Origin of the sequence: Citrobacter sp. L55, assembly GCF_002850715.1 — a bacterium.
Lineage (GTDB): Bacteria > Pseudomonadota > Gammaproteobacteria > Enterobacterales > Enterobacteriaceae > Citrobacter > Citrobacter braakii.
The window spans coordinates 549,568-567,670 of record NZ_KZ559399.1 but is presented as its reverse complement, the minus strand read 5'-3'; the positions used below and the strand labels follow the sequence as shown (position 1 = coordinate 567,670).

Annotated in this window: 12 protein-coding genes and 3 pseudogenes; 7 read left to right on the top strand and 8 right to left on the bottom strand. The window is 50.4% G+C overall.

Features of this window, described 5'->3' with window-relative positions:
• Window positions 1-448: 448 nt before the first annotated feature.
• From B9P82_RS28815 to B9P82_RS29345, 5 genes and pseudogenes are all read left to right on the top strand, one after another.
• Window positions 449-803, top strand: a pseudogene (locus tag B9P82_RS28815) (tyrosine-type recombinase/integrase); the annotation flags it as partial.
• An 11-nt stretch (window positions 804-814) separates the two neighbouring features.
• Window positions 815-1,042: pseudogene (locus B9P82_RS02765) on the top strand (tyrosine-type recombinase/integrase); the annotation flags it as partial.
• A 148-nt stretch (window positions 1,043-1,190) separates the two neighbouring features.
• Window positions 1,191-2,066, top strand: a complete 876-nt coding sequence (locus B9P82_RS02760) for a toll/interleukin-1 receptor domain-containing protein (RefSeq protein ID WP_101699912.1) — start codon at window positions 1,191-1,193, stop codon at window positions 2,064-2,066.
• Window positions 2,067-2,744: 678 nt separating this feature from the next.
• Window positions 2,745-3,509: pseudogene (locus B9P82_RS02755) on the top strand (IS66 family transposase); the annotation flags it as partial.
• Window positions 3,445-3,741 carry a transposase domain-containing protein gene (locus tag B9P82_RS29345; protein ID WP_094762258.1) on the top strand — a complete coding sequence of 99 codons (297 nt, stop codon included), beginning with the start codon at window positions 3,445-3,447 and terminating at the stop codon, window positions 3,739-3,741. The pseudogene B9P82_RS02755 and the gene B9P82_RS29345, both read left to right, overlap by 65 nt.
• 277 nt (window positions 3,742-4,018) lie before the next feature.
• Here B9P82_RS29345 and B9P82_RS29340 read toward each other — a convergent pair whose 3' ends face one another.
• Both B9P82_RS29340 and B9P82_RS02735 read right to left on the bottom strand, forming a co-directional pair.
• The gene (locus tag B9P82_RS29340; protein WP_094762257.1) at window positions 4,019-4,264 is read right to left on the bottom strand and encodes a colicin E3-like toxin immunity protein; all 246 of its coding nucleotides are present in this window, start codon (window positions 4,262-4,264) and stop codon (window positions 4,019-4,021) included.
• Between the two features lie 7 nt (window positions 4,265-4,271).
• Window positions 4,272-5,858: an S-type pyocin domain-containing protein gene (locus B9P82_RS02735; protein ID WP_246842088.1), complete on the bottom strand. Its 1,587-nt coding sequence runs from the start codon at window positions 5,856-5,858 to the stop codon at window positions 4,272-4,274.
• 764 nt (window positions 5,859-6,622) lie between these two features.
• Between B9P82_RS02735 and B9P82_RS02730 the strand changes: the two genes are divergently transcribed.
• Window positions 6,623-6,991 (top strand): hypothetical protein, encoded by a 369-nt coding sequence (locus B9P82_RS02730; RefSeq protein ID WP_080858584.1) that lies wholly within the window; start codon window positions 6,623-6,625, stop codon window positions 6,989-6,991.
• A gap of 57 nt (window positions 6,992-7,048) precedes the next feature.
• On the opposite strand, the gene phoH is transcribed toward B9P82_RS02730, so the two are convergent.
• The 6 genes from phoH to putP form a co-directional block, all read right to left on the bottom strand.
• Window positions 7,049-7,837, bottom strand: a complete 789-nt coding sequence (gene phoH, locus B9P82_RS02725; protein ID WP_016152592.1) for a phosphate starvation-inducible protein PhoH — start codon at window positions 7,835-7,837, stop codon at window positions 7,049-7,051.
• The gene (locus B9P82_RS28425; protein WP_168188430.1) at window positions 7,816-8,112 is read right to left on the bottom strand and encodes a hypothetical protein; all 297 of its coding nucleotides are present in this window, start codon (window positions 8,110-8,112) and stop codon (window positions 7,816-7,818) included. The genes phoH and B9P82_RS28425 overlap by 22 nt, the downstream gene beginning before the upstream one ends.
• A gap of 246 nt (window positions 8,113-8,358) precedes the next feature.
• Window positions 8,359-9,642 (bottom strand): iron uptake transporter deferrochelatase/peroxidase subunit, encoded by a 1,284-nt coding sequence (gene efeB / locus B9P82_RS02720; protein WP_101699910.1) that lies wholly within the window; start codon window positions 9,640-9,642, stop codon window positions 8,359-8,361.
• A gap of 5 nt (window positions 9,643-9,647) precedes the next feature.
• Window positions 9,648-10,781 carry an iron uptake system protein EfeO gene (efeO, locus tag B9P82_RS02715; RefSeq protein WP_101699909.1) on the bottom strand — a complete coding sequence of 378 codons (1,134 nt, stop codon included), beginning with the start codon at window positions 10,779-10,781 and terminating at the stop codon, window positions 9,648-9,650.
• A 51-nt stretch (window positions 10,782-10,832) separates the two neighbouring features.
• Window positions 10,833-11,666, bottom strand: a complete 834-nt coding sequence (gene efeU, locus B9P82_RS02710; protein ID WP_019076441.1) for an iron uptake transporter permease EfeU — start codon at window positions 11,664-11,666, stop codon at window positions 10,833-10,835.
• A 214-nt stretch (window positions 11,667-11,880) separates the two neighbouring features.
• Window positions 11,881-13,389, bottom strand: a complete 1,509-nt coding sequence (gene putP, locus B9P82_RS02705; RefSeq protein ID WP_016152586.1) for a sodium/proline symporter PutP — start codon at window positions 13,387-13,389, stop codon at window positions 11,881-11,883.
• A 422-nt stretch (window positions 13,390-13,811) separates the two neighbouring features.
• On the opposite strand from putP, the gene putA reads away from it, so the two are divergent.
• Window positions 13,812-17,774, top strand: coding sequence for a trifunctional transcriptional regulator/proline dehydrogenase/L-glutamate gamma-semialdehyde dehydrogenase (putA, locus tag B9P82_RS02695; RefSeq protein ID WP_101699908.1), 3,963 nt, complete (start codon window positions 13,812-13,814; stop codon window positions 17,772-17,774).
• The last annotated feature ends 329 nt before the right edge of the window (window positions 17,775-18,103 follow it).

Genomic DNA, 18,103 nt, shown 5'->3' with positions numbered 1-18,103 from the left:
AAGAGCTCGTACGCAAGTACGGGCTTTTTTTTCGCATGTTGCACGCCTGCGGGGGGATGAGAAGCCACGACCGGGGGTCGACACAAAATTGCCGGGAGCAATTTTGAACAGCGCATGCGCTGGCCCCGTAGGGGCGAGGCCCAGGGATGGGCCGAGTAGCAGCGCAGCCAGTTGGACAGACTGAGAGCGCAGAGAACAGGCTGCCCGAAGCGAGTCAATCCCCCCCTCACCGCCATATTTGATACAGAATCAATCAGTTACAACGTAATATTGGTTTTGTCCTGCATAAAGAAGCTCGTGTAAACGGGCTTTTTGTATCTGAACTTATTGTTTTTGCTGTGATTTTCCTAATGGAAGTTTTTTTTGGACCTTTGATTACTACAACAAACTTGCTATAGGTTGTGTGAAAACGCCCCACCTGAACACTCCAGAAAATTATCTCACGACAGGGAAAGAACACAGGGTTCTTCCTTCCAAGCTGCTGTTACCTATTAAAAGATTTACCCTATTTTAAGAGCAATAACTTTGTGTCCCCTGCCATTCGTAAAGGGCAGTTTTCCGACACGGCTTTGCTGGCATTCCTAAAGCGAACGGGATGCACCAACTTAACACAGCATGGGTTTAGATCGATATTTCGTGATTGGGCTGGTGAAACGACTATCTACCCGCGTGAGGTTATTGAACATGCGATAGCTCACCAGTTAGCAGATAAGTCAAGGGCTGCGTATCAACGTGGGACGTTATGGTCTAAGCGGGTGGCGTTGATGGATGAGTGGTCGGGGTATTGCCTTGCCAAGGTTTAGCTGTTCTGATTGAAAACACAATCAACAAGGCGCTGCGTAAGATGGGCTATGACACCACACAGGACATCTGCGGTCATGGTTTCCGCACGCTGGCATGTAGTGCTCTTATTGAATCAGGGCAATGGCCTGAAGGTGCGGTAGAACGCCAGATGAGCCACAAGGAAAGCAACAGTGTTCGTGCTGCCTATCCCCATAAGGCTAAGCATCTTGAGCAGCGAAGATTGATGCTACAGTGGTAGGCTGATTTTGTTGAGACTAATCATGATGGGATGGTCAGGCCGTTTTAGTTTGCTCAGTCAAAGCTTCATTAACTCAAGACACAAGGATGTGCCTTGATGGTATCCGACGAAGCTGTAAGTTATTACATAACTTCTTGTTGAGGGACCTATGAGTATTAGAGTTTTTTTAAGCCATAATCATAATGACAAGCCATTTGTCAGAAAGTTAGCAAGAGACCTTGAAAATCACGGTGTACGTTATTGGCTTGATGAGGCAGAAATGAAAATTGGCGACTCTCTGATTCAAAAAATCAGGGAGGGTATTGATAGTGTTGATTACTTTGCTGTTGTTCTATCGCCTGATTCAATAAATGCGCCTTGGGTAGTCAATGAACTTGATGTGGCAATGAATTATCAAATAAGCGGTAAAAAAATAAAAGTATTACCTATTATGCTGAAAGAATGTGAGCCTCCGGGTTTTCTCATTGGGAAACTGTATGCAGATTTTAGAAATGAAGATAACTATGTTGAAGCCTTTAAAAGATTAATTCAAAGCATAGGGATGGTTTTTAATAAAAACGTCATGAGCGACGAGAAAATATTTGATAATCTTGGCACCGCTTTAGATAAAGCATCTCATGCCAATACCCCTATAATGTGTAAACCATTTCACAGACCGTTTCAATACATGGGAATGCAAATTCCACAAGCAGAAAAAATCTTTGAGTGTAAAGGCAATGAAGTTGGCAGCATCTTTGTAGAAGATGATGATTGCCGGATGCATCTTTGTGCTGAAGGTAATTATATTAGCTTTGTAGAAGTTGATTTTAAAAAAACAATTCCGCATTACAGAAATCAAGAATTCGATTCTGAAATTTTCCTCGGAGCATTAAGTATAGGCTTATCAGAACTTGAGTTAGTTGGTAAAAAAACGCATAGCCACACATATTATGATCATCGACGGAAATTAAAAATAACTGTAAGTTGTTTATACGATGAAGCACCAATAACCGTATCGTTTAGCTCTAAGTATTACGGGATGTAATATTTTACATGTAGGCATTCAATTTTGTAATTGGATGCCATTATATTTATACACAAGCTTTCAAATTCTTATGCCTTGTGGCCTATCGATTAGATACTGCATACAATGTATTGTTGAATATAATTTATTCAACGCATTAACGATGAGGTATATTAAATGAGTGTTACGATTAGAGCTGAAGACGCGACATGCTTATTAGATATATTATCTGAACATACTACCATTTGTATAGAAGGACATACTTGATCTGGAAAGACAACAGCAGGTAAAAAATAGCGGAGACGTTTGGAGCTAAATTTTTCGATACAGATGATTATATAATAAAAGTTCAAAATCCAACTATTGAAGAATATGAAGACTTGATAGATATTAATAAACCATCAAAAGAACTAAATGAGGAAGAAGGCAAAAAGGTCATAGTTGGAATATGTCTTCGGAACATATTAAGATTAGCTGAGTCAGATGAAAAATCAATATTTATTTATATTATAATGCATATTAATAACATCATTTCAATGGATAGAGAAAAATACATTAGATGATCTGAGGGAGGGAAACATTGATATAGATAGAATCCCAGAACCTCATGCAAGCGATTATCGATATATTTTAGAAAGGAGTCCTCAAAATAAGGCAGATATTATTTTCGAACGATTGGAAGAAAATATCTAACCGCATATGATACACCTGCTGAAAGAAGCCCTGATGCTGGCCCGTCAGCAGCGCGTTGGCCGTCAGGCCGAATCCTTCAGCGGCTTACAGCGTTCCCTGTTCGAAGAGGATGCCGACGCGGATATCGCTTCTGCACAAGCGCAGCTTGCACGCCTGCTGCCGGAGCCGGAAGAGAAGAAAACATGTCCCATCCGTCAACCGCTGCCTGCACACCTTCCGCGCAAAGAAACCGTTATCAGACCTCACGCCTGCGCCTGCCCGGACTGCGGCCAGCTGCTGCGGCATATCCGCGATGAAATCAGCGAGCGGCTGGACTACATCCCGGCGCGGTTCGTGGTGACGCGTTACGTTCGTCCGCAGTACGGCTGCGACGGCTGCCAGCGCGTGGTGTCAGGCAGTCTGTCCGCGCAGATTATCCCGAAAGGCATTCCTGAAGCGGGTCTGGTGGCGCAGGTCCTAGTCAGCAAGTTCTGCGACCGCCAGCCACTGTATCACCAGCAGCAGGTGTTCGCCAGGGCCGGAGGGGAACTGTCGGTCAGCACGCTGGCCGGATGGGTGGGCGCGGCCTGCGTCTGGCTGATGCCGCTGGCGGAACTGCTGCGCACGGAACTGTTAAACCGCCCGGTGATTCATGCGGATGAAACGCCGCTGCAAATCCTGAACACGTAAAAGGACGGGAAGGCGCAGAACGGCTACCTGTGGGCGTATGTCAGCGGCGAAACCACGGGCGACGGCGTGGTCTGCTTCGACTGTCAGCCCGGACGGGCAGCGCGTTATCCCGAAGCGTGGCTGGCGAGCTGGAGCGGAATACTGGTCACGGATGGTTATGCGACAACGGTATGCGAAACCGCAACTGGATGCGCTGTGGGCCTGGCTGACGGCGCGGCTGAACGGCGTGGAGCCGTATGGCTGGCTGAAATCGGCGCTGAAACGTCTGCCTTCATTACCGGAAGAGCGACAGCACGAACTATTACCCTTCGCGAAAAATCCCCTGAATAACTGAGCCGGGCTGTGAAATGCAGAACCGATCAGTGCTGTCAATGTGAGTTCACCGGAACGTTACGATCAATTCATCGACATCGATCGATAAAAACTATCAACAATACAACTATCGATCTTTACAACCAATTGATTTATGAGGCAGATATGCGAATACCTGAAGTCTTATACGATTATTCGTGAACAAAAATCAGAAGATAAAGGAACGAAGAAATATATTATATGGGAGATTATTTAAAGTTAAAAATATGCTCTACCACAGCGATAGAGCAATAATTCAATCAAATTGGACGAAAAGCTAGCTGATAATCATATCGCTGCAAATTTATTTGATGCTGAAAATACGGTTGTATATATGGCAACCATTCGACTACCACGTCATATACACCATCATAGATCTGAGGTTCGTTAGATAGACCAATCTTATCCAAAAAATAAACATTATTATCTAAAACACCTGAAAATTCCTTTCCTTCACCCTCAGATGTTTGTTTGTTGAACCACTGTAATCGTATTTTATAAGACATGCCAACCTCACAAATAACGTTTAATATTCCTACCCTTAACGGCAGGTTTTAATCTAGAGCCAGTTAAATGATCCAAAGAGCCAAGGTGCTCTCCATCACTCGCTCGGTATTCTTCCAATTCACCATGTTGCGAATCCCATTCATAAACCCGTCGTTTCTTCTTGTCCATCCAACGTTCTCGTGTTCCTCCTCCACCTTGTTTAGGTGTGCGACCCTTAACTTCAATCAGATCAGCAATACCCGTTATTTCTTCTGTTTCTGGAGCTGGATGATAAGAATGGCCTTTATCTGGCATTCCTTTTCTTTGGCTCAAATAAACATAAATAGGTAGAATATCTGATATTGGTAGAACAAGAATATAATCCGCAAAATTCTTCTCTTCCGGTGCCGGAGTGGTTGTAGCCTCAATACTGGTATTTTTCGGCAGCGGATCAACAACAACTGGATTAGGTATCCTTACCGGGTTCTGGTTGCCTGTATTTGAAGGAACATTGACACCTGAACTGTCTGGCGTCCAAATGATTGTTATACGCGGATCTTCCTCTGTAGTAAATGTATATGCTTTTCGGCTACTGTCCCACGCCATTTTGCGCACACGCACCATATCTTTACCGGGTGGTGTATGCCAGCCATGAGGAATCAGATTACCTTTATCGTCCTGCTCCCATGTATAACGCACACGGCTTGGCGCTTCACGCATCTGTTCCAGACGCATACGGTCAATAAAGTCCTGTTCACCCTCATTGAGCCTGCCGGGCATCATTCCCACTACAATAGCTGCGATGAAAGCACCGGGACCTGCAGCGGCTATTTCTCCAAGGGTTGCCCCCCGAACAGCCCACGTTCCTGACGTAATGGCACTTCCACCTACCAGACCAAGGATACTGGCTCCTTCAACAGCCATTTGAGCATTAGCAGCACTTGTCGCTGCAGCCGTTGCCCGCTGATATTCGATTTCTTCGTGATCACCGTTCAGCCATTTATACAGGGCACTTCGCTTTTTCGGTTTCGGTATATCATCTACAGGTTTCTTTTTCTTGGCAGTCTGAGCATGTTGGGGAACATCAGTATCGGATGCTGGATCGGCAGAAGGAAGAGACTGATAAAATGCCAATGAAGCAAAATTAGTATGAGGTTCCTGCTCTTCCCCGGCATCATTACAGCCCTCACCACGAAGGCAGGATTTAGCAAAGACACGATTACGATCACGTTCTTCCGCCAGTCGTTTTTCCTCTGCTTTCTGCTGCTCCTGCTCTTCCCGCAGAGTGACAAGAGCGAGCAATCGCGCCTTTTCTGCCTGCTCTTCGGGCGTATCATCCTTGATATAGCAATCCGGGATTGACTGGATGAACCTTGCCCGGCACGGACAGGAACTGACACTGTCCAGCGTTCCTGCCAGCCTTCTGCCTACGTCCCATGTATCAGATGTTCCACCCAGAATTCTATACGTTCCCGGATGCTGACCGCACGACACGACGTCACCTTCCCGTGCTCCTGCCACACCATACCAGCTTAACGTTTCATCCCCGGTCAGTATCTTTCCCCCGCAGGTAGTCGGATCACCTACCCGCAGGTAAAACCCCATAGCTCCCATTAGTCTGTTCTCCTGTCCTTAAAGACGTTACCTGACGAAATATCCGGGGGTCAGTTCATTGTTGTATTGACGATCCATTCCCTTTTCCTTGTCATTCCTATGGTTTAGTTGATGCAATACTAACCGAACTATGATTTGACATAAAAGTGATGTTTGTCATGAGGTAAGAAAATTAAAGACGAAACAACAAAACAGGAATTCAGATCAGGGCATTAATGAAAGGAGGTAATAACTGTAATCTTTAATGCAGATGCTTTCACCACTTTCCAGCATAAGCTTTATTCCGCCTTCACTTTCTACCATATCGGTTGCAATACATGTCATAAAAGGTACTTTTTCGTTTATTTTAAAGATACTTATTATTTTTATGTTTTCCATTATAAGGCGGACAGTTCTCTGGCTTTCTTTGGCATAATCCCCACTATTCTGTAATGCATCCTGTACTGCATAAAATGACGGATTTACAAAAAGATAGCAATACGCCAACGAACAAACAATAATGACAACACATTGTATATAAATAATAATTAACGCGAATGATAATGAAAGTAAACATGGCAGCCCCCCTCACTGCCATATTCGAGAAAGAGCTCATACGCAAGTACGGGCTTTTTTTTTCGCATGTGACCCGTCCTGAATAGCGTTAACCTGTAGGTCTGATAAGCATCGCGCTATCAAGCATCATCCCCCGCCCCGTTGCACATTATCCAATCCACTCTTATGCTGTAACAACCGCTTTCTCAAGCAATCAGGAAAATAACGGCATGTTAAACATAGAAGGAACTTTGCTGGATGAGCTCATGTCGCAGGCAGACGAAGCAGGATTTATTCCGTTGAAGGTTTTCTCGCGAAAAATCCTCAAACGTACACCGAATGAAATAAATACGTTTTTCGATCCTGACAGCCGATTCTACGAAGAGTATCAGCGAACGGTTATTTGCAACGTCAGGCATAACGTCACCATTAAAAAAACCTACACCAGCAATGGGATCTTACGAAAAGAAACTACGGTAGGTGGGATTTATAAGGATGACCTGCTGACCTTTCTGGCACAAGCGCTAAAGAAAATAGACGAAAATAACCAGCTGTTTGACCAGGCCTGCGCCAACTACTGGAGCAGCAAAAGAAAGTAATCTGCTGACGTCAAATAACAAAGCCCGGTTTCCCGGGCCTTGAAGACGGAGTACTTATCAGTTGTAAGCATTGAGCGTCCGCTGACAGAGTGCCGAACGGACGCAATCGTCTTTATTGAAACGAACAATCCCAACCATATCATCTTCTTCGAAACGGGCCAGCGCATCGCTTAGCCCTGAGCGAACGTGGGCGGGTAGATCGCACTGGGTCACATCCCCGTTCACAATCACCGTCACATTCTCTCCGAGGCGAGTCAAAAACATCTTCATCTGTGCTGCAGTAACATTCTGAGCCTCGTCAAGAATGACCACTGCATTTTCAAATGTGCGTCCACGCATATAGGCGAATGGCGCGATTTCCACCTTACCAATCTCAGGCCGCAGGCAATATTGCATGAAGGAGGCGCCCAGACGTTTCACCAGCACGTCATACACTGGACGAAAATAAGGCGCAAACTTCTCGGAAACATCTCCAGGTAAGAAGCCGAGGTCTTCATCAGCTTGCAGAACTGGACGGGTTACAATGATCCTGTCCACGTCTTTGTGGATCAGGGCCTCTGCTGCTTTTGCCGCGCTGATCCAAGTTTTACCACACCCGGCTTCACCTGTAGCGAAGATCAGCTGTTTACTCTCGATAGCATTCAGGTACTGGGCCTGAGCTTCATTCCGCGCCGTGATTGGCGTGGCGTCGCGACTATCACGCGCCATACCAATCGCTTCTACGCCGCCCATCTGTACAAGCGAGGTGACCGATTCATCTTCACGTTGTTTATGACTACGCGAATCCCGCCTCAGCACACGTTTTGCTTCACGACGAGCTTTGATCACTGCTTTTTGTCTTCCCATGGATAGCACCTTGAGTTGTAGGTATACATCACACGTGCCGTTGGCGGCACGATTATGCGCACGAACATCTGAGGGTTGGCTTCCTTGTAAGCCATTGCTTGCTTTCGGATAAGACGCCACACACGGCTACGCGCACCGTACAAGGTGTCAGTTACGAAGATAAGAAGTGAAAGGGAGAGAAATTTAGCGGTGACGAGGTGGCTACCGGAAGAGAAACGTCCGCGTAACGTACTGCAGCTACTGTGAAAAATGTGTCCAATACAGGACTTTTCCATCGCGATCTCCATAGTGAACGACTATCACCGCCGGGAACTACCGCTGTTTCTTATAATTACATCATAATCTTTCGTTAATGCAACAATATTTTTACTTGCTGTTAACTTAAATTCTATCTAATCACCAGAGACAGTCTCTTGCAGAGAGATGACAGAATTATTTCAGTCTCATACCGATCATAAAAAATAATTTGTTCATTCATACAGATGTCAGGAAAAGCCCCGCTGTACAACGGGGCGTGATCATCAGGCTTCGAGTAGAGATTGTCCCAGATATTGATCAGCGGTTTTGACACCCGGCAAAGCAAAGAAGTAGCCCCCACCAATTGGTTTGACGTACTCTTCCAGCGCTTCACCGTTGAGGCGTTTCTGCACAGTCAAAAAGCCTTTTTCCAGATCGTGTTGATAGCAGACAAACAACAGTCCCATATCCAGTTGACCGGATGGGGTCACACCGAGCGAATAACTGTAGCCACGGCGCATCATCAGGCTGGACTCGGTCTCTTTCGTGCGCGGATTCGCCAGGCGGATATGACTGTCGAGCGCAATCACCTCACCCTCGGGATCGCTGGCATAGTCAGGCACATCGTGCTCGTGCTGCATACCCAGCGGCGCGCCGGTGTGTTTATCTCGACCAAATATCGTTTGCTGCTCTTTCAGCGGCGTACGATCCCAGAACTCGACGCGAAACTGAATGAGCCTGACGGCCTGATAACTACCACCTTGCGCCCAGACAGGTTCGCCCTGCCCGTCCGTAACCCACACCACGTCTTGCATCAACTTCGCATCCGTCGCGTCCGGATTCGCGGTGCCATCCTTAAAACCAAGCAAGTTGACCGGGGTCTCTTTGCCTTTGCTGCGCGCGGCATGGTCGGAAATAAACCCTTCACGTTTCCAGCGCACGCTAAGGAGATCGGGCGTATGTTTAATGATATCGCGCAGCGCATGGATAACGGTGTCCTGCATGTTGGCACAAATCTGCAGCAGCAAATCACCATGGCACAGCGCCGCATCCAGCGAATCATTCGGGAAGCGGGTCATTTTTTGCAGCTTTTTCGGCATCTGCGATTTCAGGCCATAACGTTCATCAAATAGCGAGGCGCCGACTGACAACGTCATCGTCAGGTTGTCTGGCGCAATGTATGCGCCGAGGATACCGGAATCCATAGGGGGTAAACGCGGGTTCGGCGTATCCGGTGCCGGCCCGCCCGTGGTCAGAAACGCAAATCGGGTAGTCAGCAAGCGGAACAAGCGTTCCAGATCAGCCTTATCGCTGGCGAGAACATCGAACGCCACCAGCATCATCGATGCCTGCTGCGGCGTCAGGATCCCTGCCTGATGCTGACCATAAAACGGCTGCGCTTCACTACGCGCATCGGGGGACAGCGTTCCCGGCGCGCTTTGTGGTTTTTGCGCGTGGGCAACCGGACATCCACCCGCCAGCGCCAGCGCCCCACCCAGGGCGCCCATCCCTTTCAGTAAACGTCGGCGTGAAGGTTCGCTCACGCCGTTTTCATTATCTTGCTGCATTTTGCTTAATCCAGACCCAGAACACCGCGTAATTGCGACAAGTCTTCCGCCAGCGTCGTGATTGGCCCTTTCAGCGCATTGCGATCGGCGTCGGTCAGTTTGTCATAGGTTTCAAAGCCGTCTTTGGTACGGTACTTGCTCAGAATGGTATCGACTTTTTTGAAGTTCGCATCCACCTTCGCCAACAGCTCAGCATTGGATTTTTGTAACTGAGGGCGCAGGAGATCGACGATTTTCTGCGCGCCATCGATATTGGCCTGGAAATCCCACAGATCGGTATGGCTGTAGCGATCCTCTTCTCCGCTGATTTTGCTGGCAGCGACTTCTTCAATCAGTCCTGCTGCCCCGCCAACCACTTTTGACGGTGGGAAGGCCAGTTCGCTAATACGCGTTTGCAGGTCAAGAACATCGCGGTTTAATTGGTCGGCATACTTGTCCATTCCTTTGGTGGTGTTGTCGCCGAACAACGCTTTCTCCAGGCGGTGGAAGCCGGTGAATTTAGGATCGGCGGCTTTTTGCTCATAATCATCTTCACGCGCATCGATGCTGCCGTCGAGATCGGAGAACAGTTCAGCAATCGGTTCAATACGCTCATAATGCTGACGGGTTGGCGCATACAGCGATTTCGCTTTTTCCAGATCGCCAGCTTTAATCGCATCGGTGAATGCTTTGGTGCCCGCAACCAGTTGTGCAGTTTCGGCTGTCACATAGGCTTTGTATTCGGTAATTGCGCCACTTAGGCTCAGCAGAGCGTCGCCCTGCGCGGCATCCGCCGTTGCGCTACCTTTTACAATGAGTTTGCCTTTCGGGTTGGTCAACAGGCCGCAGGTCATATCATATTCACCAGGCTGCAGGTTAGCTGTCATTTTCTGGCTAAAGCCCGGCGCAATGTTTTCACGTTCTTCAACCACCATAACCCCTTTAAGGATCTCCCACTCCAGCGCTTTCTGGCTGTGGTTCTGGATGATGAACTGCGTTTTCCCAGCGTTAACCGTGATCGTCATCGGCTCACACTGTTTGTCGTTAACCGTGACTTTCACCTGCGGGATATCGGCGGCTTGTGCAGAAAAAGCGGAGGCAAACAGCGCGGCAATACCCAACTGCAGCGCACTACGGCGAAAATTAACGTCATAACCTATCCCTATAAATAAGTATGTTGTAACTAAGGAGTATTCTGCATCGCGTTTTTATCAGGGTGCGGTACGCGATGCCGTAGTGCCTGAACGCGGCGGCAGTGCAAACATAATCAATGCCGGAATCAGGTAGATAAACCAAATGGCGACTTCACTGACGCTCGGCGCTTCCTGATAGCCGAAAATACCTTCCATCAATGTGCCAAACAGCGAATGCGTTGAAAGCACGCTGCTCATGTCAAACGCCACATCCTGAAAATGATTCCATAACCCGGCTTCGTGGAACGCGCGGATGGCCCCAGCGGCAAGACCAGCGGCCACCAGCAAAATGAACAGGCTGGTCCATTTGAAGAATGCCCCGAGGTTGAGGCGAATGCCGCCGAGGTAAATCAAGTAACCCAGTACCACCGCGGTGGCCAGCCCCAGCATCGCACCTAACGGTGGCCAAATGCCTACATCCTGCTGGAATGCCGCCAGCAGGAAGAACACCGATTCCAGCCCTTCACGGGCAACGGCAAAAAAGACCATCATCACCAGCGCCCAGCCGTGATGATTGCCGCGTTGCAACGCGTTATCGACAGCCTGTTCAAGCTGGACTTTGACGTTGCGCGAAACTTTACGCATCCAGAACACCATCCAGGTGAGGATCACCACGGCAATGACCGCCACGATGCCTTCAAACAGCTCCTGTTCCTTTTGCGGAAATTCACCGGTGGTTTCATTGATGAAAACGCCTAACGCCAGACATAACGCCGCCGCCAGCAGAACACCAATCCACATCACACCAATCCATCGACCACGCTGAGTCCGTTTCAGGTAGCTGGCAATCAGGCTGACTATCAGCGCGGCCTCTAACCCTTCGCGCAACATAATAAGAAATGGAACAAACATGCGAAGAACCCTTAAACGTTATTCTCAGTCAATTGATGAAAAGAAAAGTAAATTACAGTGATAGTGATTATCATTACAGTAAAGAAAAACTCAAGCAGAATGTTTTGAGAATGATGACTTAATGTAAACAGTTAGGCGGGTAACGATTAGGGCGGTTTTGCAGCGGGGACAAATAAAAAAGCCCGCACGCGGCGGGCTTAAGGAGCGAGGCGGATTACTCTGCCTGTAAACGCGATGGCGGAGCTGTGTGATAATGCGCATCAGCCTCGGCAAAACGTTGCTGCATAGCGGCTGAAGGCGCTTTACCTAACAGGCTGAAGACCACAATACCGATGCTGCCGAAAATAAAGCCCGGGATGATTTCATACAGACCCAACCAGGCAAACTGCTTCCAGACGATTACCGTCACCGCACCGATAAGCATCCCGGCCAGCGCGCCGTTACGCGTCATACGCGACCACATTACGGAGAACAGAACCACCGGACCAAACGCCGCGCCAAAGCCGGCCCAGGCGTAGCTTACCAGACCAAGCACACGGTTCTCCGGGTTCGCCGCCAGCGCGATAGACACCAGCGCTACAACCAGCACCATGATGCGACCAATCCATACCAGCTCTTTCTGGCTGGCATTTTTACGCAGGAACGCTTTATACAAGTCTTCGGTAATTGCGCTGGAGCACACCAGCAGTTGGCAGCTCAGAGTCGACATCACCGCAGCAAGGATCGCAGACAGCAGAATACCGGCAATCCACGGGTTGAACAGGATTTGCGCCAGTTCAATAAACACGCGTTCGGCGTTCTGGTTAACGGCACCGGCAAGCTGTGGGTTGTTGTTAAAGTAAGCGATACCAAAGAAGCCAACGGCAACTGCACCTGCCAGACACAGGATCATCCAGGTCATACTGATGCGGCGAGCATGAACAATGCTATGGTGAGAATCAGCCGCCATAAAGCGCGCCAGAATATGCGGCTGCCCGAAGTAGCCCAGACCCCAGCCCATCAGGGAAATAATGGCAACAAAATTCAGCCCTTTGAACATGTCCACGTTCTCAATGCTCTTTTGTTTAATCACTTCCAGCGAATCGTCAAACCCACCCACGCCAATGACTACCATCACCGGCGTCAGGATCAGGGCGAAGATCATCAGGCTGGCCTGGACGGTATCGGTCCAGCTTACCGCGAGGAAACCACCGATAAAGGTATAAATAATCGTCGCGGCCGCCCCTGCCCACAGCGCTGTTTCGTAACTCATGCCAAAGGTGCTTTCAAACAGACGCGCCCCTGCCACAATACCTGAAGCACAATAGATGGTGAAAAACAGCAGAATAACCAGCGCGGAGATAATACGCAGAATTCGGCTTTTATCTTCAAAGCGACCGGTAAAGTAATCCGGTAACGTCAGCGCATTGTTATTGTATTCGGTATGCACGCGTAAACGTCCGGCCACCAGTTTCCAGTTGATCCACGCGCCCAAAATAAGGCCAATAGCGATCCAGCTTTCTGAAATCCCCGACAGGAAAATCGCGCCAGGCAGCCCCATCAGCAACCAGCCGCTCATGTCAGATGCCCCGGCGGATAACGCGGTCACGAATGGACCCAGACTGCGTCCACCCAGAATGTAATCGTCAAAGTTTTTGGTTGAACGCCATGCAATAAACCCTATCAATATCATGCCGAAAATATAGACACAGAATGTCACTAACATCGGTGTGCTAATAGCCATCAAAACTCTCCAAAATTATGTATCAGCAATGCCGTGGCTTGCCGTTTTATTACCCTGCCGGAACGTGGCAAAGATATCTATGTTTACCAGGGCGACCGTATCCTGCCGGAAGCGATGGTCATTCACAATCGATTTAACACACCATTTACATCAAATTTGATCCAGAGTAGATAGCATTTTTCTGTAGGTTGCACTCTCTCACACTTTTTTCGGTTGCACCTTTTAAAAGTGTTAACTACCGCAGAGAAAAAGATTCGGCAACTTTTATAGCCCCCGTCAAAACACTCACGTTTATTAACATTTCATTCATTTCCAAGCTTGCAAACCAAGTCACATTTAACACGGTTGCACAAAGTTGCAACATAGTGGATATTTCTCGGTAACTATCAGCCCCGTATTTCAGTACAACAGGAGTAAACGGCATGGGAACCACCACGATGGGGGTTAAGCTGGATGACGCCACTCGCGAGCGTATTAAAACAGCAGCATCACGAATCGATCGCACGCCACATTGGCTGATCAAACAAGCCATTTTTAATTATCTCGAAAGACTGGAAAATGACGACGCGCTTCCTGAACTACCGGCCCTGCTGGCGGGTGCTGCGAATGAGGGCGATGAGTCGACCACGTTGCAAAATGAAGCGCATCAGCCTTTCCTGGAATTTGCTGAACAGATCCTGCCGCAGTCAGTTTCCCGCGCGGCAATCACCGCTGCTTACCGCCGCGCCGAAACTGACGCCGTACCTATGCTGATGGAGCAGGCTCGTCTGCCGCAGCCCATCGCCGAGCAGGCGCATAAGCTGGCATACGATCTGGCAGACAAACTGCGTAACCAGAAGACCGCCAGCGGTCGCGCCGGGATGGTACAAGGTTTATTGCAGGAATTCTCCCTTTCTTCACAGGAAGGCGTCGCGCTGATGTGTCTGGCCGAAGCCTTGCTGCGTATTCCAGATAAAGCGACCCGCGATGCGTTAATCCGCGACAAGATCAGCAACGGTAACTGGCAGTCGCACATTGGCCGCAGCCCGTCTCTGTTCGTCAACGCGGCGACCTGGGGGCTGTTGTTTACCGGTCGTCTGGTTTCAACGCATAACGAAGCCAGCCTCTCACGCTCACTCAACCGTATTATCGGCAAGAGCGGTGAGCCGCTGGTGCGTAAAGGCGTCGACATGGCCATGCGCTTGATGGGCGAGCAGTTTGTCACCGGGGAGACCATCGCTGAAGCGCTGGCTAACGCGCGTAAACTGGAAGAAAAAGGCTTCCGTTACTCCTATGACATGCTGGGCGAAGCGGCCCTGACCGCCGCCGATGCACAGGCTTATATGGTTTCATACCAGCAGGCGATCCACGCCATTGGTAAGGCCTCTAACGGGCGCGGTATCTATGAAGGGCCAGGCATTTCTATCAAGCTGTCGGCACTGCATCCGCGTTACAGCCGTGCGCAGTACGATCGAGTGATGGATGAACTCTATCCTCGTCTGAAATCGCTTACTCTGCTGGCACGTCAGTACGACATCGGCATTAATATCGACGCCGAAGAGGCTGACCGACTGGAGATCTCCCTCGATCTGCTGGAAAAACTGTGCTTTGAACCCGAACTGGCAGGCTGGAACGGGATCGGTTTTGTTATCCAGGCCTACCAGAAGCGCTGCCCGTATGTTATCGACTACCTGATTGACCTCGCCACGCGCAGCCGCCGCCGCCTGATGATCCGTCTGGTTAAGGGCGCCTACTGGGATAGCGAAATTAAACGTGCCCAGATGGACGGTCTGGAAGGTTATCCGGTCTACACCCGTAAGGTGTACACCGACGTTTCTTACCTGGCCTGTGCGAAAAAACTGCTTGCCGTACCGAATCTGATCTACCCGCAGTTCGCCACCCACAACGCCCATACGCTGGCGGCGATTTATCAGTTAGCCGGTCAAAACTACTACCCAGGCCAGTACGAGTTTCAGTGCCTGCACGGCATGGGCGAACCGCTGTATGAGCAGGTCACCGGCAAAGTTGCGGATGGCAAACTGAACCGTCCATGCCGCATTTATGCACCGGTCGGCACGCACGAAACGCTGCTGGCGTACCTGGTGCGTCGTCTGCTGGAAAACGGCGCCAACACCTCGTTCGTCAACCGCATTGCCGACACGACCCTGCCGCTGGATGAACTGGTTGCCGATCCGGTCGAGGCTGTTGAAAAACTGGCGCAGCAAGAAGGTCAGGCCGGTCTGCCGCATCCGAAGATTGCCCTGCCGCGTGACCTGTACGGTAAAGGCCGCGAAAACTCAGGCGGGCTGGATTTAGCTAACGAACATCGTCTGGCCTCGCTGTCCTCTGCCCTGCTCAACAGCGCGCTACAAAAATGGCACGCTAAACCCATTCTGGAGCACCCGGTTGCTGACGGAGAAATGACGCCAGTCGTTAACCCGGCCGAGCCGAAAGACATTGTCGGTTACGTGCGTGAGGCGACTCACGCTGAAGTAGAACAGGCGTTACAGAACGCAGCGAATAACGCGCCGATCTGGTTCGCCACACCGCCACAAGAGCGCGCCGCCATTTTGCATCGTGCCGCCGTTCTGATGGAAGGTCAGATGCAGCAGCTGATTGGCATCCTGGTACGCGAAGCGGGTAAAACCTTCAGCAACGCCATTGCGGAAGTGCGCGAAGCGGTAGACTTCCTGCATTATTATGCTGGTCAGGTTCGCGATGATTTCGATAATGAAACCCATCGACCGTTAGGACCGGTGGTTTGTATCAGCCCATGGAACTTCCCGCTGGCCATTTTCACCGGGCAGATTGCCGCCGCGCTGGCGGCGGGTAACAGCGTGCTGGCGAAACCGGCGGAACAAACCCCGTTAATTGCCGCCCAGGGCATCGCTATTTTGCTCGAAGCGGGTGTACCGCCGGGCGTGGTGCAACTGTTGCCTGGTCAGGGTGAAACCGTCGGGGCTCAGCTCACTTCCGATGAGCGCGTACGCGGCGTCATGTTTACCGGCTCAACGGAAGTCGCCACGCTGTTGCAACGCAATATTGCCACCCGCCTTGATGCTCAGGGGCGTCCAATCCCGCTTATCGCCGAAACCGGTGGGATGAACGCAATGATTGTCGACTCCTCCGCGTTGACGGAACAGGTCGTGGTCGACGTTCTGGCTTCAGCGTTTGACAGCGCCGGACAGCGCTGCTCCGCGCTGCGCGTCCTGTGTCTGCAGGATGATGTAGCCGACCATACGCTGAAAATGCTGCGCGGCGCGATGGCGGAATGTCGCATGGGTAATCCAGGTCGCCTGACCACGGATATTGGGCCGGTAATTGATGAAGAAGCCAAAACCAATATTGAGCGCCATATTCAGGCCATGCGCGCCAAAGGACGCCCGGTGTTTCAGGCCGTGCGCGAAAACAGCGACGATGCGCGTGAATGGCAAACCGGTACCTTTATTGCTCCGACGCTGATCGAGCTGGAAAGCTTCGACGAATTACAAAAAGAGGTGTTTGGTCCGGTACTGCACGTCGTGCGCTACACCCGTAACAATCTGGGCAACCTGATTGAGCAAATTAATGCCTCCGGCTACGGCCTGACGCTGGGCGTACACACTCGTATCGATGAAACCATCGCCCATGTCACAGGATCGGCACACGTGGGGAACCTGTACGTTAACCGCAATATGGTCGGTGCCGTTGTCGGCGTGCAGCCATTCGGTGGCGAAGGCTTGTCTGGTACAGGGCCAAAAGCAGGTGGACCGCTGTATCTGTATCGCCTGCTGGCTAACCGCCCGGAAAATGCGTTAGGCATTACGCTTGCCCGTCAGGATGCAGACTACCCGGTCGATGCGCAGCTTAAAGCTGCACTCGTTCAGCCGCTGGAAGCACTCAGCGAATGGGCAACCGATCGACCCTCGCTGCATGCGCTCTGCCAGCAGTTTGGCGAACTGGCGCAGGCCGGTACTCAGCGTCTGCTGCCAGGACCCACTGGCGAGCGCAATACCTGGACGCTGTTGCCGCGTGAACGCGTACTGTGTATCGCCGATGATGAACAGGACGCGCTGGTACAGGTTGCCGCTGTGGCTTCCGTTGGTAGCTTAATCCTGTGGCCAGATGATGCGTTCCATCGTGAACTGGCAAAACGTCTGCCAGCCGCCGTCTCCGGGCGAATTCAGTTTGCCAAAGCGGACAACATCACTACGCAGCCGTTTGATGCCGTTATTTTCCACGGCGATTCCGACCAACTGCGTTCACTGTGCGAAGCGGTAGCTGCCCGCGAAGGGGCGATTGTATCAGTCCAGGGCTTTGCCCGTGGCGAAAGCAATATTCTGCTGGAGAGGCTGTACATTGAACGCTCCCTGAGCGTCAATACCGCCGCTGCCGGGGGGAACGCCAGCCTGATGACAATCGGCTAAGGTTGTGGTTAATTAAGGCTCCGGTTAGGGGGTAATGCCTGTCAATTAAGCATTACGGCGAACATGTGATTTCGGCTCAGGGTTCCGTTCACCTCAGTGGTATCACTTTTCTGAGGCTCAGACACCCGTGAACGTGCAAGAGAGGCTCACCGCCGCCTCCCTTGCATCCCTGGCTCCCGGCGGGAAAATCGTCGCTGCGCGATTCATTCGTCTTATGCCGTCTGCCTTCGGGTCGGGGCCGGGCCTGCGTCCCTGCAGGCCGTCCCCTCTGCCCGCCTCCCTGCGGGCAGACCCGGTCAGCCGTCAACGCCTCATCGATTTTCAGCCGG